Consider the following 21,862-nt stretch of genomic DNA (forward strand, 5'->3'; position numbering starts at 1 on the left):
CGGGGGGTGTCGCGAAGCCGACCGCGAAAGCGGTCAGCGCGGCGCAGGCGCCGATCACGGGGCGTCGCATCGAAGGAAACAAGGCTGGTGCCTCCCTGTCAGGTGAAGCTCGGGTGCGTTTCGTACCCCGAGAACCCACGTGACCGGTTGATTCGATCCGCACACCGGATCAGCCGTGCATCAATGGGGTTTCCAGGAGCCGATTGATGGAACTCCTGTGAGTGACAGGAAGGCTGTCCGCCATGCGTGCGTCCGTCAAGAGTCCGTAAGGGCAACGCAGGTCGTCGCCTCTCGGTAACCGCAACGAGGCGGCGGTGGAGCGGACCGCGAGCCCCGGGCGGAACGCACCACGACCGCTCCATGCGCAGGGAGCGGTTCGAGTAGGTGATTGCGGGGTGCCCACGATCTGTGCGAGCACCCCGCTCATGGCTGAGGCGGAGCCCCCGGGTCGCCTGGCCCGACCGCGATTCAGGCCTTCCGGGTGCCGGAGCGCTTGCGCACGATCACGACCGTGGCGGTGCCCGCGGTGATGGCGACCAGGGCGAGGCCGGCGAAGAGCAGAGTGTTGCCCGACGCGCCGGTGTCAGCGAGGTCCTCCTTCGTGCGGTCCTCCGTCGCGGTGTCCTGGCCCGGCTCGGGCGATTCGGTCGGCTCGCAGGGCGTGGGGGACGTACTCGGCTCGGGGCTGGCGTCGTCCGTCGGAGGCTTTGGCGTGCTGCTCGCGGGCAGGGCTGCCGCGAAGGCATCCGCGATCACCTGATGCCCTTCCGCGTTGGGGTGCGGATCATCCGCGGTGCACTGCCACGTCAGCTGGCAGATCTTGGCGACGTTCACAGGAATCTTGCCGGAGCCGGGCACGTCGACGAGGTGGCTGAAGTCTGCGGAGGAGAAGGCTCCCGCGACGTCTGCCACGTTGAACCCCGCCGCGTCGTAGGCCTGGGAGATCATTTCGTTCCCAGTCCCGATCAGGCCGGCCGAGTCCTTGGCGACCTGCTGCCCCTCGTCGCCGAGGAGCCACGACGCCAGGAACGGGTTGTAGTACGTCGCCCCCGTGTACTGGGTGCTCTCGGTCCCCGCCTGCCGCAGCGCGCCGGTGATTCGGGCGAGATTCTCCGCCATGGACTCGACGGTCGTGCTCAGGCAGGGTCCGTCCAGCTCACCGGTCGCTTCGACGCACTTGTTGATGTCGTTGGCACCGATGTTGATCGTCACATAGTTGACCTTGCCCCGATGCTCGGCCATCGCCTTCACCGCGGCGTCCAGCTGGGAGCCGGCATCGGGGTAGTCACACTTCCCGCCGTTGACCAGCGACTCGGTCGTCTCGCCGGTGCACCCCAGCCGAAGGTGCTGGAGTCCGGGCTCACGCTGCTTGAGCTTCTCGAAGAGCCGGTCCGTGTAAGCGACGTCCGGTTCCTCCTTGCCGTCCGGCTGGTATCCGGTCGCCAGCGAATCGCCCAGGGAGAGGTAGTACGTCGTCTCCTGGACGCCCGGGCCCACGGCGACCGCCATACCGGGGACGCTCAGTACGACCGCCATCGCGGCGGCGATCACGCCAGGGCCCCTACGTCTCGCCCACGTGGTGGCCCGCGCCCCTTCGGAAGCGGCGGCCGACGCCGACCCGGCCGCGCGCGTGCGGACGAGGAGCTGATTGATTCCCATCAGGTACGTGCAACTTTCCGTTGAAGTGGGAGCCGGGGAGCGGTGGGTTTCGAAGACCCGTCCGCGCCCCGGGGCACGACTCCGTGGGCCCTGAGCGCAGTGAGGTGGCGACAGCTGCCGGTCTCCGCTCTGGGAAGACGTACGGCAGCACCCCGGCCGCCGGGCGATCATCGCAAGTCGCCTGGCGCACGGTCCGGTGCGCGAGGGACGCCGACCGGGCAGCCGAAATGCCCTTCGGTAGGCCCAGAGGGGCAGCTGAATGCATCGGCTTCGCGTAGGGGCGACCACCGGCGTCTCCACAGCGTCACGCACCCCGCCGAACAGCACCCCGTCGAACAGCACCGCACCGGAGCACGCTCCGGTCTCGGGCACATCACCTGTACCAGGTGACAGCTTGATGGCCCGCCGTATCGACCGGCGGGCCATCAAGGACGGAACAAGGACGGAACAAGGACGGAACAAGGCTAGAACTGCTGGCAGTAGAAAGCCGGAGCTCCTTCGAACCACCACTCGCACTGGTTGGTGGCGTAGCTGGTGCCACCGAGGCCGAGAGAGAGGAGCGCGCCCATCGCCACGACAGTCAGCACCTTGCGCACAGCAGACACGGTTTCCCCCAGGGGTAGTGGGTGAACAGGCCGGCTGCCCCTCGTGGGAGGCCGGCGCCACGGCCGCCGCGCGGCTGTGGCGCACCGAGAGTAGAGCCCGGCGATCATTCTGGGCAGACGACGAACCGGCCATCGCCACGACCGAATATGACTGGAATTCACGCCTTCCGGTCGGGGAAGGCCCCTGATGTGCCGGTCCTTGCCTGCGGGCGGCGGCAGCGCGCCCCGACCGCTCTGCGCGCTGGGCCGAGCCTTGCCCTTTCGGCCTCCTCGCGTGCCCTTCCGCCTGACCGAACGGCCCCCGGTTCGTGTCAATACGGCCTCCAGGATGGGAAGCTGGCTCTCACCGAACAGGGATCGCATGGGAAACAGTCGTGTCAGAGCGCGGGGCATCGGGCGTCGTCCCCACGCGCACCGCTCAGCTCGTGGAGACTGTCACGATCGGGCATGCCCTCTGATACCGGGCCGGATCGATCCACTGGGGACGGTGGCGGACGCGTGGTCGTCGTGACGGCTTTCGGATTCCTCCTCCACCGGGGCGACGACTGCGTCGTCCCCTCCGCCCTCTCGGAGATCGCCGGGGTCGCCGGGATCGGGATCGCGTCGGAGCCCTCGTCGCGGCGACGCGCGTCGACCGAGCCGCTCCGCACCGCCCGGCCCGCTCCCACGGCGAAGGGCAGGAAGCGCGACGAGCAGCTGCTGGCCGCTGTGCGGGACGCGACCGAGCGGATCACTCTCGTCGACCTCACCGTGGTGATCGGCACACAGGCCGCGGTGCTGCTCGTCAAGATCCGGCCCCGGCTCGGACTCGAACGCGGCACGCCCACGCAGGTGCTCACGTACATCAAGGAACACAAGGAGCGGCTCGCCCAGGAGTTGTGCGGCCGCCCGCTCGAGACGCTCCGGGTCGCGGAAGGCCCACCTCGATTTCTGGCTCCCGCCGACAAGCAGCTCATCGGAGCGATCCTGCGGCAGCGGCAGGACATGGGGATCAGCGAGCTGGCAGCGGCGTACGGACAGAAGCGGCAGCGCATCGAGTACGGGCTCAGGGAACTCGGGCGGCGGCTCGGGGTCCATGCGAGACCCGCGCGACTGATTCCCTACGTCCACGCCAACACATCCGTCATCCTCGAACAGGCCGGCCTGAGCGGACTCGACACCGCTCAGCTGCCCGACCTCCCTGTGGCGGAGACCGAAGCGCTCACCACCCTGGACAGGCAGCTCATCGGGGCGATCCTCCGTCATCCGCGCGACGGTTCTCTGTCCGGGCTCGCGCGCGCCTATGGATACAAGCGACACCGCATCCAGTACGGGGTAGAGGGGCTGACGTGGAGGCTGGGCCTGAGCGTCAGGCCGGTCGGTCTCGTGCCGTACATCCACGCCCAGAGGTCGGCCATCCTGGAGCGGGCTGGGCTGAGCGGACTCGACAACGACCAGCTGCCCGATCTTGTGCCCGCCCACGAGGACGTGCGCGGACGCCACGCGCCATGACGACCAGCCGCCCTCGTCCCTCTATGGCGAACGGCTCACCGCCCCTCGCTCCTCTTGGCTGCTCGCCGCCCTCAACGGTCTCGCAGGCAGCGGCCGTGGCCTCTCCCCTTCGGCCTTCCGGCCACGCTCGGGGGGGCTTCACGGGGGCGGTTCGCGCCTCGCCCGGCGGCCGTCCTCCGAGTTGGGATGTGGGGGGAGCCGGTCGCGTGGACTCCCCCCACGTGCCCCTGTCAGTCGCCGAACTCTCCCCAGGGCGGCGCGGGGCCGCGGGCCGTCCGCAGGTCCTGCCACTGGAGACCCGCAGAGCCCGTGGTGTCACGTTAGACACGATGAACACCTCGCCACCCGCCCGTTCGGGCAGACCTTCGGGCAACGGAGCCGAGGTCCGCAGGCCACGCGACGGGAGCGGAAGCGCGAGAACGGTTCGGACGCATCCTTGCGCACTGCCGGGCGTTGAGGGATACATGGCAATCGTTGAGCCGATGACCGGCGACCACCCGACCGAACCCCGTCTTCCCCTGCTCACCGCGGCCGAGGCTCGCGAGGCGGTGGGACATCTGCGTCGGCTGGAGATGCTCGACCTGTCGTCCCGGGGAGACGCCGCCGGCCAACTCGCCATGGAACTGGACCAGAGGATCCCTTCCGCGTAACCGGAGGTTCCGCAGAGCCATCGGAATCTGCCGGTGCCGTACCCCTCCCGGATGACCGCTCGCCGGAGGGCCGAGATATGGCGGTGCACGACCGCACCCGCTGGTCACACCGACCCCAAGCCGGTGTGCGGCTGCCGGCCTCTGCCGCCCGCCGGCCCCAGTCTCCGCCCCGAGCGTCTTCGCAGGTCCGGCCTGTCGCACGCCGAAGCGGACGGGAGTAAGATCGTCTACAGGTGGCGAGGTCGAGCGGCGAGGAACCACGTCATGACAGCGTCCGAGGAAGTCGTCTTCGTCGGCCGCGAGGCGGAGCTGCGGTCCATCGTGGAGGCGGCGCGTCTCGCCCGCGAGAGGCGCCCGGGCATCGTGTGGATCGAGGGCGAAGCCGGCATCGGAAAGTCGTCCCTTGTGCGGCATGTGCTCGCCCACGAGGTCTTCGACGATTTCACCGTGCTCCGGGCGTCCTGCGAAGAGTCTCAGGTCGACTTCGCGTACCACGTGATCGATCAGCTCGTCAGCCGGGTCTCCGGCGCGACGAGGAGACGCTTCAGCGCGCTGACCGCCACCGTGCCCTCGACCCTGACTCCTGTCCAGGTGGGATCACAACTCCTCGGTCTCGTCGGCGAGCTCCAGTCCGAGGGCCCGGTCGTCCTGGTCGTGGACGACGCCCAATGGACGGACCGCACGTCCCTGCAGGCCCTCGGTTTTCTCCTACGGCGCCTGGAGGCGGATTCGGTTCTGACCCTGGTGCTCACGAGACACCCTCCGGACGCCGACAGCTTCGTACCGGTCGAGCAGATCGCCAAACTGGTCCGCGACCGCGGTGGCAGACATCACCTGCTGCCGGGGCTCACCCGGAAGGAAACCGAGCAGCTGGCCTGTCAGACCGGCTCGGACACGATCACACCGAGGCTCGTCGACCGCCTCCAGGATCTCACCGCAGGCCACCCGCTCTACCTCCAGACCCTCTTGAACCACATGCCGCTCGGGAACGTCACCTGTCCTGAGGGGCTGGACATACCGCCTTCGCTCACCGAGGCAATAGGTCTTCAGCTCGCTTCCCTGCCCGATGACGCCCGCCGTCTGGTGGAGGCCTGTGCGGTCCTCGACAGCCGTCTGCCGGTGGCCACCGTGGCAAGAGTGGCGGATGTCCGTGACGGCCTGTCCGCCCTTGAACCGCTCCTCAGGGAGGGTCTGGCGGGTCGGACCATCGCCGGCCCCATCACGTCCATGGAGATACGCAACGCGCTCCAGCGGGAGGTGATCCTCCGGCTCACACCGTCCCCGCGCCGCTGCGCGCTGCACACCGCCGCGGCCGAGGCCGTGGACGAGTACAGCGCCTGGCGGCATCTGGTGGCCGCCTCCGAGGGAAACGAGAATCCCCGCCTGGCGGCGGCCCTGGAATCCGCGGCCTCGAACCTGGTGGCAGAGGGTGATCTCGGCCGCGCCGCGACCTTGCTGCAATGGGCGTGCGATCTGACGGCTGACAGAGACGAGAGCGAGCGGCTTCTCCTCAATGCGGCCGTACGCCTCCACTTCAACCTGCAGTTCACTCGCTACTCCGCCCTGAGATCGCGTGTGGAGCGTTGTCGTCCAAGTCCCCTGCGCAATCTGGTGATGGGCTGGACGGCCATGTTCGAAGGCGATCTCTCCGGGGCGAGAGAGCTGATGATGTCGGCCCTCGACGCCCAACCGGACGACTCGGCAGTCGGAAGGCTCGCTCTGGTCTCGACCGCGGCCCTGAGTCACTTCACCGGATCGCCTCGGCAGGCGATCGATTCGGCCGAGCGCCTCCTGGCCGTTCCCGGCCTGGATCCGCAGTCGAAGCACCTCGCCTGCGCCGCCTCGAGCGGCGGTGCGGCCTTCCTGCACGGTCCGCAGGCCGCGGTGGAGCGGCTGAACGAGTTCGGTCTTCCCGAGCGGGTGGAGAACACCCCGCCCATGGACGCCCTGCCGCTCGCCTGGCGCGGTCTGTACAGAGTGCTCGCCGGCGACCTCCGTACCGGCATCACGGAGGCGAGGAGATCACTGGCCCTGACACGGCACAGTTCGGTACCGAGCATCGACGACGTGGCGCACTTCTCACTGGCTCTCTCCCTCTTCCTGGAGGGTGCGTGGGACGAAGCGGCGGTCCATGCCGATCAGACCTCGTCCATAGCGTTCACGCAGGAGAAGGTGTGGTCGTACGCGCTCGCCCACACCGCAGGGGCTGTCATCGCCTCCGCTCGCGGCGACTGGCCTCGGGCGGAGAAGCGTATCCAGGACCTGGACGACGCGGTACGCATCTATGGCCCCGACCAGTACCTCGTCTACACGGCGATCGCCAGGGGAACCCTCGCACAGGCTCAGAACGACCCTGCCGCCATGTACGAGTGCCTGCGGCCGCTCCTGGATCTCGACGACCTGGCGGGGTGGCCGAACCTGTACAGGTCATGGTGGCTTCCCCTGCTGTGCGAAGCCCTGGTCGCGACAGCCAGGTACAGGGAGGCCGCAGTGGCTCTCGACGAGGTGGGAAGCCTCGACGTCCCCTACCTTGTCCTGTGCGAGGCACGGTTCCGCGGACTTCTGGCCGAACGGACAGGGGACACCGCCGAGGCGTTGAGGCACTACCGGGACGGAATCCAGGCGAACGTTCCGGAGAACGTCCCTGTGCACCGGGGACTTCTCGAATACTCCTACGGCCGCCTCCTTTCTGCCGAAGGCCGGCGGTCGGAAGCGGCAGAGTTCCTACAGAGGGCCAAGGCCCGTTTCGTCGCGCTGGGAGCGAAACCGTATCTGAAGAATTTTGAACCCTTGGAAGCATCCGGGGCTTTGGACGCCTCGCCGTCGGCGGGCTCCATGGATACCGAATACGAGAGCATGACGTTGAGAGAGCGAGAGATATCTCGGCTCATCGGCCGAGGTCTCACCAACAACGAAATCGCTTCCGAACTGTTCCTCAGCCCGAAGACCGTCGAATACCACCTGGGAAACGTCTACGCGAAGCTTCAGCTGTCCGGTCGCCGTCGGCTTCGTGATCTCGTGAATTCCAGAGAGCCCAGCGGCTGAGCCCCGCTGTGTGAACCCCTTCACACAGCGGGGCTCAGGTCACAGGCCCAGTTCCCGGTCGTCGATCCAGTTGCCGTGGAAGCCGAAGGGGATGCGCGCGGGCAGATGCACGCGAGCGACCGGGGCGGCCGTGATGTCGGCGGCGTCCAGGACGACCAGCTCGGCCCTGTTGACGTTTCCGTCGTGGACGACTGACAGGATCCAGCCGTCGTCCTGTTCACTCGTCGAATCCGAGCGGGGGACGAAGGCGGGCTCCATGGTGACCCGCCCCGGCCCGTAGTCGTGGAGCTGGGTCACGCCCAGCACGGTGTCGACCTTGACGAGGGGGCCGGTCTCGAATCCGTCGCGGGTGTGGGCTCGTTCGACGTCGTCGGTGATCTCGATACCGCCGGCCCCGTAACCGGCGAACCAGCCGTAGCGGTGGGGCCGGCCCGTCAGCCTCCCGTCGATGCGCGGGAACTCGACGCTGTAGTCGCAGATGACGTCCTCGCTGGTCTTGCCCGTGGCCGGGTTCACCGTCCAGCGCACGAGGGTGGGGACGCTGCCTCCCGGGCCCAGCATGTCGCGCAGGAAGAGCTCGTCGTAGCGGACGACGTCCAGCGTGAAGGAGCCGTCGGGATTGTCGAAGGCGTTGAGGATGTGGAAGACGTAACAGCGCGGCACCTCGACCCAGTTGATCTGGTCACTGGTGCCGCCGATCGGCAGGACACCGACCCGGGCGGGGTGCTGTTCGTCCCAGATCATGGGCAGGGTCGACACCGGCTCACCGGCCTCCATGCAGCGGATGGCGGCGGCGAGGGTGACCGGGAGGTCGAGGACGATGGCGCGGGTCTCCGTCAGGGCCATGTCGTGGAGCATGGGGTTGTCGTCGACATCGATGTCGGTCGTGTGCTTGGTCCTGCCCTCTGGGTCGAGGACCACATAGCGGGCCGTCCCCTGGGTGATGCTGAAGGTGACGGCGTGCAGTTCGCCCGTCGCAGGATCCAGCTTGGGGTGGGCGGTGAACCCCGAGCCGAACGCCTCGTCCTCGGCCAGGACGGTCGTCCCGGCGAACTCCGGGTCGAGCTCGGCCGGAGGGGTGCCCGATTCGATAAGCGTGAGAATTCGGCCGCCATGTGCGATGACGTTGGTGTTCGGAGCGGCGTGCTTCTCGGTGTTGAGAACGCCGTCGGAGCCCTCCACGAACCGACTCCGGTACCACTCGGCTCTGCCGTCACGGAGCCGGATTCCGTGCACCATTCCAGGTCCGGTGAACCAGTGGTAGGTCGCAGGGTCGACATCGCCCCGCGGGTTGGGCCCGATACGAATATAGCGGCCATTCAGATCTCGTGGCAGAGAACCGGTTACGGGCAGTTGAGCAGCACTTATCTCCTGTTCAACAGGAGCAAAGTTGCCGCTCAAATAGAAGTTTCCTTCGGATGCGCTGAACATGACCTCTCCTCTCCCCGGTCAACATACAATCTGCATGTTCAAGGTGGAATGTTGAGATTGAGACCATGCAGACCGGAGACAGCCATGCCCCCCCTGCCCATCAGCGCGTTCGTCGTGCTCGGCCTGCTCGACGAACAGGGAGACGCGACCCCTTACCAGCTGCGACGCATGATCGAGAAGGGCCTCGGCAACTTCTGGGGATTTCCGCGCTCTCAGCTGTACTGGGAGGCGAGCCGCCTCGTCCGACGCGGGCTGATCGTGGAGCGACGGGAGCAAGGCGGACGGCGGAGGCGGATCCTCGCGATCACGGAGCAAGGGAAGGACGAGCTGAGGCTCTGGCTGGCCACGCCCACGCAGGCTCTTTCGGAGATCCGCGACGAGGGGCTCCTGCGCCTGTACTTCCAGCCTTCCGGATCCGAGGTCACCGAGCAGCAAGGGGAGACCGAGGAACTAGCCACCGTCAGCCGGCTGGCCCGCGAGCAACACGCTGCTCATGCTGCCCGGCTGGAAGGGTACGTCGCGGCCACGAGCGCCATGCGCCCTGGGACACCCCAGCGAGCCGTACTGGAGCTCGGACTCAGATTCGAGCGGATGGTCATCCAGTTCTGGCGCGAGATCGAGCAGTCTCCCGCAGACCTGCGACGCTCGGCGCAGGGCTGGGACCCGGAGCAGCGCGGCGATCATGGAGACGGGCGCGACCGGACCTGAAGCCGGCTCACCTGATCCCGAGTGAGCGGAAGAGGTTCGGGCAGGACGCGCCTGGCTGCGTATGACGCCCATAAAACCGGTGGGACCGGATCGGACGCCGACAGACGGCTCGATCCGGTCCAGGCGTTGTCACCTCCCTCACAGACGCACCCGCCTCCTACGGGCGCGCCGAGCTCTCATCGGCAGCGCACGTTCCTTCGCTGTTGTTCGATCAGTTCCCGCAGTGGGGCTCCCGGCTTGAGCCAGTCGTCCAGGAACGTGGGGGCCCATGGGTCCCCGACCCGCACCGTACGCGTGCCACTCGCCTTGGCCACGTATCCGTTGTCGGCGGTGACCACGAAGGTGTACGTGCCGGCCTTGGTCGGAATCCCCCGCAGGACTCCCGTCGCGGGGTCAAGGGTGAGGCCCGCGGGGAGACTGCCAGAGGTGACGGTGTACCGGGCGGGAGGCGTCCCGACCGCGGCGAAGGTGTGGCTGTACGACCTGCCGCGGGCCGCGGAGGGAGGCGGACTGTCCGCCGTCCAGCGGAGCGAGACGTCGGTGATCCGCCAGTTCTGCGCCAGCGTGCCGGAGGGCTGGGCCAGCGTCAGTCGAGGCGGTGTGGTGGCCGAGGCCGCGGTCGCGCCCAGCATGCTTCCCGTCGCGGTGTTCAGGATCTTGACCGTCTCCTTCGAGCTGTCCAGCAACTGCCAGAGCTGCGCCGGGTCGTCGGACTGGGGCCGCTGGCTCACTGATGTTCCGGGGCCTGCTGCGAGCACGAGGCCGGTGAGTCCGCTCTTGATCCGGACCGAGCCGCTCCCCGTCGGCACGAACGTCCATCCCTGGGCCGTCGTGGGGGCCGGAGGCGCCGGCTTCGCCGGAGCTTCCGTGGCCGAGCCCTGCATGGCGCTGAGTGCCTCGGAAGTGCCGCGGTTGGCGGCGGAGTAGACGCTGTCCGGGTTGACACTCAGATACGTGTTGCCGACCTTCACACCGTCAGGAAGACCGGTGATTCCCGTGGTCGTCTTGGTGTCGACCGTTGCTGTTCTCACCATGTAGGGCCCGATCCGGTCGATGGTGTTGCCTTCGAAGACCACCCGCTCGGACTCCCTCACATGAACGACGGACGTCCTCGGAATGGAGCACCGGTTGCTCGTGGCCGAGTAGGACAGCTGCTGGGAGCCTTCGAAGCGGTTGTTCCGGACCGTCGCGTCCGAGACCTGCGAAAGTTGCAGGTTGAGGCCGCGGATGTCCTTGAAGACGTTCCCCTCGATGGTGATCTTGGGGTAGAGCTTGCGGGGGGATCCGCCCTCGAAGGAGACGGCCCCCACCTGGCAGGAGTCCCAGGGTCCGCCGCCGGACCACGTGGCACTGACGAAAGTGTTTCCCTTGATGACCAGGTCGCCGCCCGCGTTCATGTGGGAGCCCGACCACGCCTCTGTGGAGACGGAGATCGAGTTGCTGCCCCGCATCCAGTTGTTCTCGATGACGCCGTCTCGCGCCTTGAGCAGGAGCCCACGGCCGGAGCTGTCGATCCGGTTGTTCCGGAACACGAACCCGTTGCCCATGCGGTCGATGTCGGTCACGGTCGAACTCGCCGACCAGGGCGAGGTCCGGTCGAGGTCGAGTCGGTAGACGTTCGCCGGGTTGGATCCCAGCGATCTGACGGCCGGGTCGGTCTCCTGTACGAGGGACTTCACGGTCGCCACCGGTCCGTCGGCCCATTGCTGAATGCGATCGCCCGTCCGCGCCATGTGGTACGTGTCGCTGAACTCGACCCAGATCGTGCTGTCCTGGGCCTTCACGATCTTGAGGCCGCCGATCCCCTGGATGCTCATGGAGTCGTCGCCGGCGTTGACGACGGTGGAGTTCTCGATCGTCGGCCCCTTCTTCACCGATTGGAACTGCATGGCGTCCCAGGTGGAGGTGAGGATGGGCTGCTCGGTGGCTCCGGGCGGAGGAGGGCCCGGCACGATGTGGAAGCCGTCGAGGTGGGTGTTGCCGTCGCCGCTGGCGTTGAAGAAGCCCATGCCGGGAGCCGCGTGAAGGCGGACGTCCCTGAAGGTCGTGTTGGCTCCGTCGACGGTGATGCCGAAGCTGGCGCCCGCGGTTGCCCCGCCGGCGAAGGTCACGATGTCTCCGATGTCGGCGCTCCAGGCGTTGCTCGAACGTGCGATGCCCGCCGCAGCGTCCTTCCAGGAGACCTTGGCCCCCAGCGTCTGGCTGGAGGGAAGACGGGTGCTCGGATCGAAGATGGTGACGCGGTCATTCAGCTTGCCGGGGCGGGGGTAGCCCTTGGAGATCTCGACGTCCATCCAGCTCGAACCGTCCGGGGCCACCTCGATGACCCGGCCCTGGGTGAAGGGCAGTGGGTCGTAGTTGATCGTGAGGCCCTCGATGGTCAGGTTGCTGGCCTTGCCGGTCGACAGGGCGGTCATCAGACGGGTCTGGATGATGGTGACACCGTGTGCTCGGACCGTGAAGCCACTCAGGGAGCCCAGGCTGAGCGTCGACGAACGGCGGTACACACCGGGCTGGATGGTCACCTGCTTGTCGCCCGCAGCCACCGCTCTCGCCACCTGGGTCTCGATGGTCTCCTGGCCGGGAGCGCCCAGCTTCACGGCGTCCGCGTTGACCGTGCCGCTCGCGCTGGCGGCGACTTCCACGTACGCGGTGCCGCCTTGGGCGAAGGTGTGGTTGCCCAGAAGGATCCACCGACCGCCCTGGGCGGATCTCTGGTCGACGCGGTACGCGGACGAGCCGTCCTCGTGGTGGACGGTGAACCGGGCGTCGGTGACCCGGGACGCGTTGCCGTCGGGCAGCCAGTAGTAGACGCCGAAGGTCCCGGACCGCGGCACCCTCGGTGTCCATCGGGCTGTAGCGGATCCGGCTCCGGCTTCCGCGTACACGTAGTCACGGCCGTGGAACCTGGGGAGCCCCGTCGACGTCGCCCAGGTGCCCGTCGTGGAGAACCCCGGGTCGGTGTTGTCGACGACGACTTCGGCTGGAATTTCCTGAGGTTCGGGTCCGGCCGTCGCGACCGGACTCAGGAGGCCCGCGGCGACCGCCAGCACGATGGCGGAGACGGTCGCGGGGCGAAACCTGCCGGCCGTTCTTCCGTGCCTGGATTTGGTGCGCAATCTTGGATTCACCTGTCTCTCTCGGGCGCGTGAAATACCCGCGGCACAGCGGCGGAAGTCGACCGGCCCGGTGCACGGAGGCATCACGCAACGCTTACGCGAAAGAGACAGCGGGTCCCAGAAATTCAGGTGGGCGAAGAATAGTCCCGTCCTGGGGGACATTCGGCGGGGCATCGCCACGCGCCATGAGGGAAAGCCAAAGGGCAGCGAGCCGTGCAGGCGGCATGCCCGAGGGGCCGCCTCGCGGCTGCCCTGACGGCTGGGACCACGGCACGAGGAGCGCCGGAATCCACACCATGGACGCCGGGTCGGAACGTCCGCAGGACCCGGCGCCCGTCTGAGCGAGGCTCAGTCCATCTTTTCGGCATCGGACATCAGCACGTCGGCCACTCGTGCGACGATCTCCATCACATCGGCCTTCGAGGCGAGCATGGTCTCGATCTCAGCGCGGCTGGACGGGGGACATTCCGCGAGCCGGGCCGCCGCCCAGGTGGTCTCCGGGTCGAGCGCGGATGCCGCGATCACCGAGAGCTCGGGGAAGGCTTCGCCTTCCTGGAGGCCGGCGCCGGCGAAGAGCCGGATGACAACCGAGCGGACGTAGTCGTAGCCGATGGGAACATGCAAGGCGAACTCCATTGCCGGTGGGCGTGTGTTCCTGTCCGTGTACTCGACCGTCAGGCGGCCCGCGGCTCGCTCTCCTGCTGCTCCTGCTCCAGTCGGAGTTGGCGCCGGTCGGCTCGCGTCATGCCGCCCCATATGCCGTGGAGCGGACCGGTCGACAGTGCCCAGGCGCGGCATGGCTCGATGACAGGGCACCTCCGGCAGAGGGCCTTCGCCGCCGCGGCTTGCCGGTTGGTCCGCGCACCGGTGCCGACGGGAAAGAAGAGGTCCGGGGCAGCACTGCACAACGAGTCCTGCATCCAGTCGGATCGCGGGTTCATCGCACTCCTCGAGTAGCCACTTTCGCTTTTCTCCCAGAAAAGTGGTGAAGGCACAGTCCTTGTCGTACCTGCCGCCGGGCCGGGCTGGCTTCCCTTTCGGGCATGTGATGCGGACTGCTCTTACATGGCGCGACGGCGAGGTGACGGGACCTCGCCGCGTTCTCCGTCCTCAGCGCTCCCGTACCGCGGGCCGGGGGATGAGACGGAAGGCCACGAGGGCGGCGTCGTCATTGAGGGCTTCGCGTTCGGTGTAGCGGAGAAGGTCGGTACGCAGGTACTCGAGGAGCGCCTGGGGCCCTCCGCCGGGCCATGCGCGGATGCGGTCGGCGAGGGGGTAGAAGCGTCCGGTGCGGTCACGCGCTTCGAGAAGGCCGTCCGTGCAGAGCAGCACGATGTCGCCGGGCTGCAAGGAGAACGTTCCAGACCGTACGTAAGGGGAGGCGATGCCCAGTCCGAGGGGCGGCGCCGCTTCGGGAAGCGAGACCTGGTGTGCGCGCCCGTCACGGATCAGGAAGGGCGCTGGGTGACCGCAGGAGGCCGATTCGATCCATCCCGCGCGGTGGGACACGTCCAGGAGCAGCGCGGTGGCGAAGTCCTCTCCGGCCTGGCCGGTGTCGGTGCCGGTGGACTGGTTGACGGAGGTGAGCGCGTCGTCCAGCCCTGACATCAGATCGTCCAGGGTGGGGGTGAGATGCGCGGTGGCGCGGAAGGCGCCCATCACGATGGCTGCCTCGCTGACGGCGCCCAGGCCCTTGCCTCGCACGTCTCCGATCAGCAGGCGCGTACCACTTCCGGTCTCGACGGCGGCGTAGAAGTCTCCTCCGATGACCGCGTCGGCCTCGGCGGCCATGTAGAGGGAGGCGATCTCGATCGGACCCGTGCGCTCGGGAAGTGGCCTGAGGACCGCGTTCTGTGCGACGAGCGCGAGATTCTGGGCGCGACGGCAACGGCGGCCGTACTGCACGCGCAGGTGAGCGAACGCGACCACGCACACGGACACGGCGATCAGCGCCCCGGTCGCCGTGACCTGGTTGAGCTGGGGCGGATGCTCCGCGAGATCCGTTGCCACTTCGGTCGCCACGGCCAGGAGGCTCATGCCGGCCGTGACCCGGGCTCCGGCGAACGAGGCGGTCACCGCGGGTGCCACCACGAGGAGCGGTGTCAGACGGAGGTCGGGCGGTGTGAGCACGTCCACCGCCGCGATCACCCCGATCAGGACCAGAGGCACGACGAGGAGCAGCGAACGCCACTCGGCACGAGGCCCGGGGAGCCGCCGGTCCCGAAGGGCGTAGGCGGCTCCCCGCGGCGCTTCACGGAGCGGAGTGGGGCGTGGCAGCAGGGAAGGGCTCGAAGTCATGGGGTGCCTTCGGTCGGGCCGTGTCTCGCCGGCACGCACGGTCGGCTCGCCCGTTCGGACGGCGCGCCGGAACCGGCATGCACGCAGCGGCGGGCACAGGGGTCATGGGCCGACCCTTGTACGGACTGCGTTCAGCCGCTGCTCTTCAGCATGCTCCGGCGGCACCACCGAGCACCCAGGGAATGTCCCTAGTATCCAGTTATGAGGCTTTACGCAGCTTTCCGTGCGAAGTGTTCTGCGCATGCTCGTGGAGCAGGCTGTCGGCCCAGGGACACACCACCAGGCGCGGCAGCATGGCCGGGGGGAAGAAGTGGAACATGATGCCCTCGGTAACGGGCAGGTTCTTGGCACTCCCTTCCCATCGTCCGGTGAAGGTCTGGATCAGCCCGGTGGAGACGCCCTCTGCGGATTGGTTGCGTATTCGCAGGTAGGCGTCCATTCTGCAGTCCTCGATCCCCGCCTCCTCGAGCAGCTCGCGCTCCATCGCCTGCTCGGGTTGTTCGCCTTCATCGATATGACCCCCGATGAGGCTCCAAGTACCAGGGTTCGCGATACCTGGGATGTTGTCGCGGAGGTGGAGAAGGTACTCGCCGGCGTCGTTGGTGATCACGGCGGCAACTCCGATCAAGGGCAACTGGCGAGGTTGGGGCGGAGTCATGTGCTGCGCTCCTTCAGGCGCTCGGGGTCAGGCGGGGATAGCGGCTGGCGATGACCTTCCTCGCGAGCGCGCGCGGGCTCGTCAGGAAGCCGTAGCCCCAGGACATGTGCATCGTCGCGAGGGCGACCGGGATCTGCAGGCGGGCCTTCAGCGGGAGGCCCTTGCCCGCCGGGACCGAGCCCGCGGTGATCGCGGCCAGGTAGCCGGCCGGGATCAGGAAGCCGAGCGGGGTGAGCACCGCGCCGACGACCACACCGGCGGCGATCGCGCAGACGGCGGTCGGCGGGGCGAGGTAGCGGAGGTTGATCGAGCCCTGGTGGTAGCGGGCCACGACGTGGCGCCAACGGCCGTAGTCCTTGTACTGCTTGGCGAGCGCGCGGACGCTCGGCCGCGGGCGGTACTGGACGCGCAGCTCGGGCGAGAACCAGATGAGGCCGCCCGCCTCGCGGATACGGAAGTTCAGCTCCCAGTCCTGGGCGCGGATGAACTCGATGTTGTAGCCGTCCTGCTGCTCGAGCGCCTCACGCCGGAACACACCCAGGTACACGGTCTCGGCCGGGCCCGCCTGGCCGCCGGTGTGGAAGGCCGCGTTGCCGACGCCGATCTTCGAGGTCATCGCGGCGGCGACCGCGTGCTCCCAGTCGTTCTCGCCCTCGGCGTGCATGATGCCGCCGACGTTCTGCGCGCCGGTCTCCTCCAGGAGCCGGACGGCGGTCGCGATGTAGTTGGGTGACAGCATGCCGTGGCCGTCGACCCGCACCACGATCGGGTGACGGGAGGCCTTGATCGCCGCGTTGAGGGCGGCGGGCGTGCGGCCGGTGGGGTTGGGCACGGTGTGGACGCGGGGGTCCTCACGTACGAGTTCGGCGGCGATCTCGTCGGTACGGTCCGTGGACGGGCCGAGCGCGATCACCACCTCCATCTCGCCGTCGTACTCCTGCTCGAGGATGTGACGGACCGAGTTGCGCAGGTGCCGCTCCTCGTTGAGGACCGGCATGATCACGGAGACGGGGGGCTGGGTGGGCATGCGATCCTTCGAAATGAGTTAATCGGCAACGGCGCTGACGGAATTTCAGTTCCGATTCTATCGATGCAGCGATCTCCCGACCGGCCGGAAGGGCAGCGATCGGTGTAAGAGAAGGAGGCCGATCGGGAACGCACTCTGTGAAGTCTCGTCCAGCACTGGTACGTCAATTAGGGCGCATGGGACGTGCCGACGGGTCCGGTGAAGACTCACTGACGACCGGCTGGTCCTGCCCGCTTCTCTGCCCCAGCGTCTCTTTCAGAACGAAGCCGGAACGGCTGCACTGGGCGCGGTCAATTCGCCAGCCCACCTGTGCGACTGAAACGAGTTCCGCGGGTCGTGCTACGCCGCCGAGAAGAGAAGTTGGGTGCCATGGTCCTGCCCTATGAAGTCACCGACAGTGAAGGGCACACCGTGTCGGCGGAAGCGTGCGCCCGCGCGGCCGGTGACGCGTTGCGCGCAATGGACACCAAGACCGCCTCCGCGCTGACAGGCCTCGCTCAGGTCCACGCCACCCTCGCGCTCGCCGAGACGCAGCAGCAACTCCTGTGGGTGGTCAGCGACATCCGGACGCATCTGGAGATGCTCCGCCTCGGCGGAGTCACGGACATCATCCGTGCCATGAGTGAGCGCCATGGATGAGTTGCCGTTTCCGGACGCGGAGCAGTTCGTCCCGAACGTCGGCGCCGTACTCGTTTCGACGTGCGGCAGATTCCGTCAAGGTGTCTGCAGGACGGGTCGATGAAGAGGCTCTCGATCATGATCCGTCACAGGTCGGCTCCCGGGCGGCAAATGAGGGGCCTTCCGACTGAAGCACTGACGACGTGCGCTTTGGGGCAGCCGACAGGCCTAGCATTCCGGGCACAGGTATTGCCCTCATGCATGCACTGCGCGATGCGGAGAATTCTGGCCTTTCAGTTCAGGATCGGTCCCCGATAGCGCGAGCGATGCGCAGGATTCCGGAACGGAGAAGACGGTGAACGGATCAGAACACCCCGCTCTCCCCCGATGACACCGCCACGCTCACGCCGCAACGCACCGGGAAGACGCTCGGCGCACCCAGGCGGAAGAGTCACCGGAGCCTACCGCAGGAGCGAGCGTGGGCCCGCACGAGCGCTGCGGCCCTGGGGCATCGGATGCGCTTTGAGAAGGTTGCAGCCGTCGCCGCCGATAGTTACCCCTGATACGGAGAAGGTCATGACGAACAATCAGAACTCTGAGATCACGCAATACTCCGAAGCCTGCCAGGCCGAGCTCGTGGCCATGGTCTCGGGATTCTCCGACCCGTCCCTCCCTCTTCTGGACAAGCCCCCGACAGTCGAAGAAGTGGCCTTGATGGTCTGGACCATGGCAGACCCATCGAGTGGAGTGCTCGGCTGGAACGAGGAGGAACGTAATCTACTCCATGATCTAATGGTGCGGAACAACCAGGGAATATCTCTGGTGGGCGACATCATACAGATGCTGTCAGACCGCACTAATGAGGATTTGGTTAACAATGCGATCCGGGCGGCGCGCGACTTCATTATCGATGTGTTCATTCCGGCGGCAGTCAACCCCTGTGGTGTTCACGGGGGATTCAATTGCCTCTGCGGCAAGGCGCCGAAGAACAAAAGGCTGCCTGAAGCAGCACCGGTCGGCGTCGGCGAGGAGCTGCGAGCCGAGCTCCAGGTGCTAAACACCAGGAAGCTGAAGAAAACCCCACGCAACACTCCCATCGAGTTCCACGTCTTCGACTACCACAATATTCTCGTGCTCGCGATCGGGAACACCGCGTTCCAGCGGGCGCGAGCCCAAGCCGCAGACTCCCGCGTCCCGCTGGTCCAGAAGTACCAAGGACAGGTCATGGTCGTCCAGCGCGGCGACGTCATGACGCGCGTCGTCAACGGCAATGTCACGAGCAGGGGCGCGATCGAGATCGTCATCAACGCACTGAACGAACGAGTACGAAACGAGTTGATCACCCTCTTCCGTGAAATCACGAAGAAGAAGATCTCCTTCCTGATGGAATTCCCCGCCTCCAGCTGACACGTAGTGGAGCGCCGCCGATGGGGAACAGTCGCAGCAAATCCTCCCGCGAATCGTCTAACGAGCTCGTGCACGGTGAGCGGTGAGGCGTCGAGCCCGGATGGTCGATCATGGTCGGGTGGTGGGGACCGTGACTCGTGCGGTGATCATCAGCAACCGCCGGATCACGGGCCTGTCGCCCGATGTGATCGCTGAACTCATCGCGGATCTCGGACCGTTATGGCATGAGCGCCACTAGGCCTCCCGGCCGCGGAAGCGGGCCGTCGGAGCCGGAGCGAAGCACCGGCTGGTGTTCATCGACCGGCTCCTGGCCACGCTCATCCGTCTCCGTCACGGAGTCACCCATGACGTGCTGGCCTGCTGGTTCGATGTGGACCGTTCCACCATCGCTCGGGCCATCGGCGAGGTGCGACCGTTGCTCGCCGAGCGGGGGTGCACGATCAGCCCCGGCGTCCGGCTGCGGACACTGGCCGAAGTCACATCGACCACCTCGGCGCCAGTGGGCAGACCGGCATCGTCGACGGCACCGAGATCCGGGTCCGCCGTCCGGCCGCCGGACGCAAGGACCGGGACACGTTCATCTCCGGGAAGAACAAGCAGAACGCCGTCAAGACCATGGTTCTCACCGACCGGAACGGTCGGGTGCTGTTCTGCAGCCCGGCCAGTCCCGGCAGCTGCGCGGACATCACCCATGCCCGCCAGTTGGGGCTGGTCAGGCTCCTGGCAGATGGCCCAGCGGTGGAGATCCTCGCCGACGCCGGCTACCAGGGTCTCGGCGCCCAGACCGGCGGACGCGTGGTGACGCCACCGCACCGCAAGTTCAAAAAGAACGCCCCGGACTGGTACGAGGAAATGCACGAGCGGCAGCGCAAGGCACATTCCTCCAGGCGGATCCGCGTTGGGCACGGCATCGCCCACCTCAAGAACTGGCGGGCCCTCGCCCGCCACCTCGGCCGCTGCGAGCACATGAGCGACATGGTCCAAGCCGTCGCCGGCCTGCTCTCCCACCAGCAGACCGCAGACCTGATGCCCACGGCAGATGTGAACACCAAGCCTCGCCGGGATCCCCGACACCTCACCGCTTACCGTGCACGAGCTCGTAAGGCCGCCCCCAGGAGGTTGGCCAAGAAGAGCCCGCCGGAGGAGCGACAAGGCGGCGGGCTTTCGGCCGGGGCGGTATGAAACCCGGTGTCCACTCCCGGGGATCAACCTCAAAGCGCCCGCTCGACAGCGACCAGGAAATGGGCGCCGCCCGGGGCGGTGATCCCGCTGGTCACGCCCCAGTAGCCGGACTCAGCGTTCTCCGTCATGACCGCCTTTCCGTCACAGCTGCGGGATGCACCGCTCGCCTAACGAGGTCTTACTGAACCTCTTTCACCCTCGGGTTCCGAGAGTGAAGATCAAGAGCATCGCCGCAGGTCAGAAGCGCTTGAGAGACCGCGCCGAATCCAGGATGAAAGAGGCTCAGTGAGCCTCTTCAGCGGCCACTCCAGAGGGTGAACGGCTCTGTGGAGTTGATCCGTCTCTGATCTGCGGTCGCGCTCGGCCTCCGTGGATCAGGCCGTCACCCGATCGGTGACCACTCTGAAGATCCCTAGTGAACCCTTTTCATCCTGAGTGTTCACACCCTCCTGACCTGCGAACACTCAGGATGAAAAGGGTTCAGTGAGCTCTTTCAGAGTGGCCACTGATCGAGTGACCCGGTCCGGGTCAGTATGAGGACCGCAACGCACAGGGCTCCCGTGCCGTTGGGGGAGGTGTTCGAAGTCTCAACCCACCGGCCCAGGAGCCCTGTTGGTTCCCCATCCTGCCGCACTCGACCTGCCTCATGCTCTGGTCGAGTGGGTATCCATGCTCATCGTCACCCGTGAGGGTGACCACCGCTGCAAGCTCCCGCCCCACCAGCGCGCCCTCGTCGGCCTGGTCTACCTGCGCCGGCACGACACGCTCACGCAGATCGCCGCCGGCTTCGGCATATCCGTCGGCACCGCCCACGCTTACGTCCAGGCCGTCGTCCAGCACCTGTCCGGCCGGGCGCCGGGCCTCCTGCGGGTCCTGCGCGAGGCCGATCCGGATTACGTCCTGCTCGACGGGACGCTCGCCGAGTGTGACCGTGTCGGCGACAGCCGGGCCGACTTTTCCCAGAAGCACCGCCGTCACGGCGTGAACATGCAGGTCGTGGCCGATCCCGCGGGCAAGCTGCTGTGGATCTCACCCGCGCTGCCCGGCCGCACCCACGACCTGACCGCTGCCCGCACCCACCACATCATCCAAATCTGCGAACGCCAAGGCGTCCCCGTCCTCGCCGACCGCGCCTACATCGGCGCCGGCTCCTGGGTGACCACACCGATCAGACGGCTCCCCGGCCGGGACCTCACCACGACCCAGCGAACCATCAACCGGGCCCTGTCGGCGGCACGAGCACCGGTCGAACGAAGCATCGCAAGGCTGAAAACCTGGCGAATCCTCCGCAAAACCCGCTGCAGCCCCAACCGCATGACCACCATCGCCGCACCCATCCTCACCCTGGAGCGTCAACGCTGAAAATGCTCAGTGAGTGAGCTCTTTCAGAGTGGCCACTGATCGAGTGACCCGGTCCGGGTCAGTATGAGGACCGCAACGCACAGGGCTCCCGCGCCGTTGAGGGAGGTGTTCGAAGTCTCAACCCATCGGCACAGGAGCCCTGTTGGTTCCCTATCCTGCCGCACTCGACCTGCCGCACGCCCTGGTCGAGTGGGTATCCATGCTCATCGTCACCCGTGAGGGTGACCGCCGCTGCAAGCTCCCGCCCCACCAGCGCGCCCTCGTCGGCCTGGTCTACCTGCGCCGGCACGACACGCTCACGCAGATCGCCGCCGGCTTCGGCATATCCGTCGGCACCGCCCACGCTTACGTCCAGGCCGTCGTCCAGCACCTGTCCGGCCGGGCGCCGGGCCTCCTGCGGGTCCTGCGCGAGGCCGATCCGGATTACGTCCTGCTCGACGGGACGCTCGCCGAGTGTGACCGTGTCGGCGACAGCCGGGCCGACTTTTCCCAGAAGCACCGCCGTCACGGTGTGAACGTGCAGGTCGTGGCCGATCCCGCGGGCAACCTGCTGTGGATTTCGCCTGCGCTGCCTGGCCGCACCCACGACCTGACCGCGGCCC

Annotated in this window: 18 protein-coding genes and 1 pseudogene; 10 read left to right on the top strand and 9 right to left on the bottom strand. The window is 67.3% G+C overall.

Translation table 11 applies throughout. The features are described from left to right. Nucleotides 1-468 precede the first annotated feature (468 nt). Together AB0E14_RS35590 and AB0E14_RS35595 are read right to left on the bottom strand one after the other, a co-directional pair. Nucleotides 469-1,551 carry a GDSL-type esterase/lipase family protein gene (locus AB0E14_RS35590; protein ID WP_362428226.1) on the bottom strand — a complete coding sequence of 361 codons (1,083 nt, stop codon included), beginning with the start codon at nt 1,549-1,551 and terminating at the stop codon, nt 469-471. A 572-nt stretch (nt 1,552-2,123) separates the two neighbouring features. Then, the gene (locus AB0E14_RS35595; RefSeq protein WP_362428229.1) at nt 2,124-2,264 is read right to left on the bottom strand and encodes a hypothetical protein; all 141 of its coding nucleotides are present in this window, start codon (nt 2,262-2,264) and stop codon (nt 2,124-2,126) included. A 498-nt stretch (nt 2,265-2,762) separates the two neighbouring features. Here AB0E14_RS35595 and AB0E14_RS35600 point away from each other — a divergent pair, with 498 nt between their 5' ends. The 3 genes from AB0E14_RS35600 (at nt 2,763) to AB0E14_RS35610 (ending at nt 7,450) form a co-directional block, all read left to right on the top strand. Beyond that, the gene (locus AB0E14_RS35600) at nt 2,763-3,755 is read left to right on the top strand and encodes a hypothetical protein (protein ID WP_362428232.1); all 993 of its coding nucleotides are present in this window, start codon (nt 2,763-2,765) and stop codon (nt 3,753-3,755) included. Between the two features lie 464 nt (nt 3,756-4,219). Continuing rightward, on the top strand, nt 4,220-4,405 hold the full coding sequence (locus AB0E14_RS35605; protein ID WP_362428235.1) for a hypothetical protein: 186 nt from the start codon (nt 4,220-4,222) through the stop codon (nt 4,403-4,405). Nucleotides 4,406-4,669: 264 nt separating this feature from the next. Then, nucleotides 4,670-7,450, top strand: coding sequence for an AAA family ATPase (locus AB0E14_RS35610; protein ID WP_362428237.1), 2,781 nt, complete (start codon nt 4,670-4,672; stop codon nt 7,448-7,450). A 39-nt stretch (nt 7,451-7,489) separates the two neighbouring features. On the opposite strand, the gene AB0E14_RS35615 is transcribed toward AB0E14_RS35610, so the two are convergent. Further along, a complete protein-coding gene (locus AB0E14_RS35615) occupies nt 7,490-8,881 on the bottom strand; it encodes a carotenoid oxygenase family protein (RefSeq protein WP_362428240.1) in 1,392 nt (463 codons plus the stop codon). An 84-nt stretch (nt 8,882-8,965) separates the two neighbouring features. Between AB0E14_RS35615 and AB0E14_RS35620 the strand changes: the two genes are divergently transcribed. Further along, a complete protein-coding gene (locus AB0E14_RS35620; RefSeq protein WP_362428243.1) occupies nt 8,966-9,589 on the top strand; it encodes a PadR family transcriptional regulator in 624 nt (207 codons plus the stop codon). Nucleotides 9,590-9,765: 176 nt separating this feature from the next. Here the strand turns inward: AB0E14_RS35620 and AB0E14_RS35625 are convergent, their stop codons facing one another. From AB0E14_RS35625 to AB0E14_RS35650, 6 genes are all read right to left on the bottom strand, one after another. Then, nucleotides 9,766-12,426 (bottom strand): putative Ig domain-containing protein, encoded by a 2,661-nt coding sequence (locus tag AB0E14_RS35625; protein ID WP_362428246.1) that lies wholly within the window; start codon nt 12,424-12,426, stop codon nt 9,766-9,768. 630 nt (nt 12,427-13,056) lie between these two features. Beyond that, on the bottom strand, nt 13,057-13,344 hold the full coding sequence (locus AB0E14_RS35630) for a hypothetical protein (protein ID WP_362428249.1): 288 nt from the start codon (nt 13,342-13,344) through the stop codon (nt 13,057-13,059). 38 nt (nt 13,345-13,382) lie between these two features. Beyond that, nucleotides 13,383-13,649, bottom strand: a complete 267-nt coding sequence (locus AB0E14_RS35635) for a WhiB family transcriptional regulator (RefSeq protein ID WP_362428252.1) — start codon at nt 13,647-13,649, stop codon at nt 13,383-13,385. Nucleotides 13,650-13,818: 169 nt separating this feature from the next. Continuing rightward, nucleotides 13,819-14,877: a PP2C family protein-serine/threonine phosphatase gene (locus tag AB0E14_RS35640; protein ID WP_362428255.1), complete on the bottom strand. Its 1,059-nt coding sequence runs from the start codon at nt 14,875-14,877 to the stop codon at nt 13,819-13,821. A gap of 328 nt (nt 14,878-15,205) precedes the next feature. Beyond that, complete coding sequence (locus AB0E14_RS35645; protein WP_362428258.1) at nt 15,206-15,664, bottom strand: NUDIX hydrolase; 459 nt, start codon at nt 15,662-15,664, stop codon at nt 15,206-15,208. A 13-nt stretch (nt 15,665-15,677) separates the two neighbouring features. Then, entirely contained in the window at nt 15,678-16,691 is a 1,014-nt protein-coding gene (locus tag AB0E14_RS35650; protein ID WP_362428261.1) for a glycosyltransferase family 2 protein, read from the bottom strand. Between the two features lie 459 nt (nt 16,692-17,150). On the opposite strand from AB0E14_RS35650, the gene AB0E14_RS35655 reads away from it, so the two are divergent. The 6 genes and pseudogenes from AB0E14_RS35655 to AB0E14_RS35680 all read left to right on the top strand — a co-directional run. Further along, the gene (locus AB0E14_RS35655; RefSeq protein ID WP_362428264.1) at nt 17,151-17,330 is read left to right on the top strand and encodes a hypothetical protein; all 180 of its coding nucleotides are present in this window, start codon (nt 17,151-17,153) and stop codon (nt 17,328-17,330) included. 555 nt (nt 17,331-17,885) lie between these two features. Then, the gene (locus AB0E14_RS35660) at nt 17,886-18,716 is read left to right on the top strand and encodes a hypothetical protein (RefSeq protein WP_362428267.1); all 831 of its coding nucleotides are present in this window, start codon (nt 17,886-17,888) and stop codon (nt 18,714-18,716) included. A gap of 289 nt (nt 18,717-19,005) precedes the next feature. Beyond that, nucleotides 19,006-19,092, top strand: a pseudogene (locus AB0E14_RS35665) (transposase family protein); the annotation flags it as partial. A gap of 56 nt (nt 19,093-19,148) precedes the next feature. After that, entirely contained in the window at nt 19,149-19,898 is a 750-nt protein-coding gene (locus AB0E14_RS35670) for a transposase family protein (protein ID WP_362428270.1), read from the top strand. Between the two features lie 612 nt (nt 19,899-20,510). Further along, nucleotides 20,511-21,260, top strand: a complete 750-nt coding sequence (locus AB0E14_RS35675; protein ID WP_362428273.1) for a transposase family protein — start codon at nt 20,511-20,513, stop codon at nt 21,258-21,260. A 142-nt stretch (nt 21,261-21,402) separates the two neighbouring features. Beyond that, on the top strand, nt 21,403-21,862 hold a 460-nt coding region (locus AB0E14_RS35680; protein ID WP_362428276.1), incomplete at its 3' end, for a transposase family protein.

It is taken from the genome of Streptomyces sp. NPDC047981, assembly GCF_040653315.1.
Taxonomy (GTDB): Bacteria; Actinomycetota; Actinomycetes; order Streptomycetales; family Streptomycetaceae; genus Streptomyces.

What these genes read in the sequence shown, in the direction of transcription:
- AB0E14_RS35605 (WP_362428235.1), top strand. Translation starts at nt 4,220, where the DNA reads ATGGCAATCGTTGAGCCGATGACCGGCGACCACCCGACCGAACCCCGT.
- AB0E14_RS35610 (WP_362428237.1), top strand. Translation starts at nt 4,670, where the DNA reads ATGACAGCGTCCGAGGAAGTCGTCTTCGTCGGCCGCGAGGCGGAGCTG.
- AB0E14_RS35615 (WP_362428240.1), bottom strand. Translation starts at nt 8,881, where the DNA reads ATGTTCAGCGCATCCGAAGGAAACTTCTATTTGAGCGGCAACTTTGCT.
- AB0E14_RS35620 (WP_362428243.1), top strand. Translation starts at nt 8,966, where the DNA reads ATGCCCCCCCTGCCCATCAGCGCGTTCGTCGTGCTCGGCCTGCTCGAC.
- AB0E14_RS35630 (WP_362428249.1), bottom strand. Translation starts at nt 13,344, where the DNA reads ATGGAGTTCGCCTTGCATGTTCCCATCGGCTACGACTACGTCCGCTCG.
- AB0E14_RS35635 (WP_362428252.1), bottom strand. Translation starts at nt 13,649, where the DNA reads ATGAACCCGCGATCCGACTGGATGCAGGACTCGTTGTGCAGTGCTGCC.
- AB0E14_RS35645 (WP_362428258.1), bottom strand. Translation starts at nt 15,664, where the DNA reads ATGACTCCGCCCCAACCTCGCCAGTTGCCCTTGATCGGAGTTGCCGCC.
- AB0E14_RS35650 (WP_362428261.1), bottom strand. Translation starts at nt 16,691, where the DNA reads ATGCCCACCCAGCCCCCCGTCTCCGTGATCATGCCGGTCCTCAACGAG.
- AB0E14_RS35655 (WP_362428264.1), top strand. Translation starts at nt 17,151, where the DNA reads ATGGACACCAAGACCGCCTCCGCGCTGACAGGCCTCGCTCAGGTCCAC.
- AB0E14_RS35660 (WP_362428267.1), top strand. Translation starts at nt 17,886, where the DNA reads ATGACGAACAATCAGAACTCTGAGATCACGCAATACTCCGAAGCCTGC.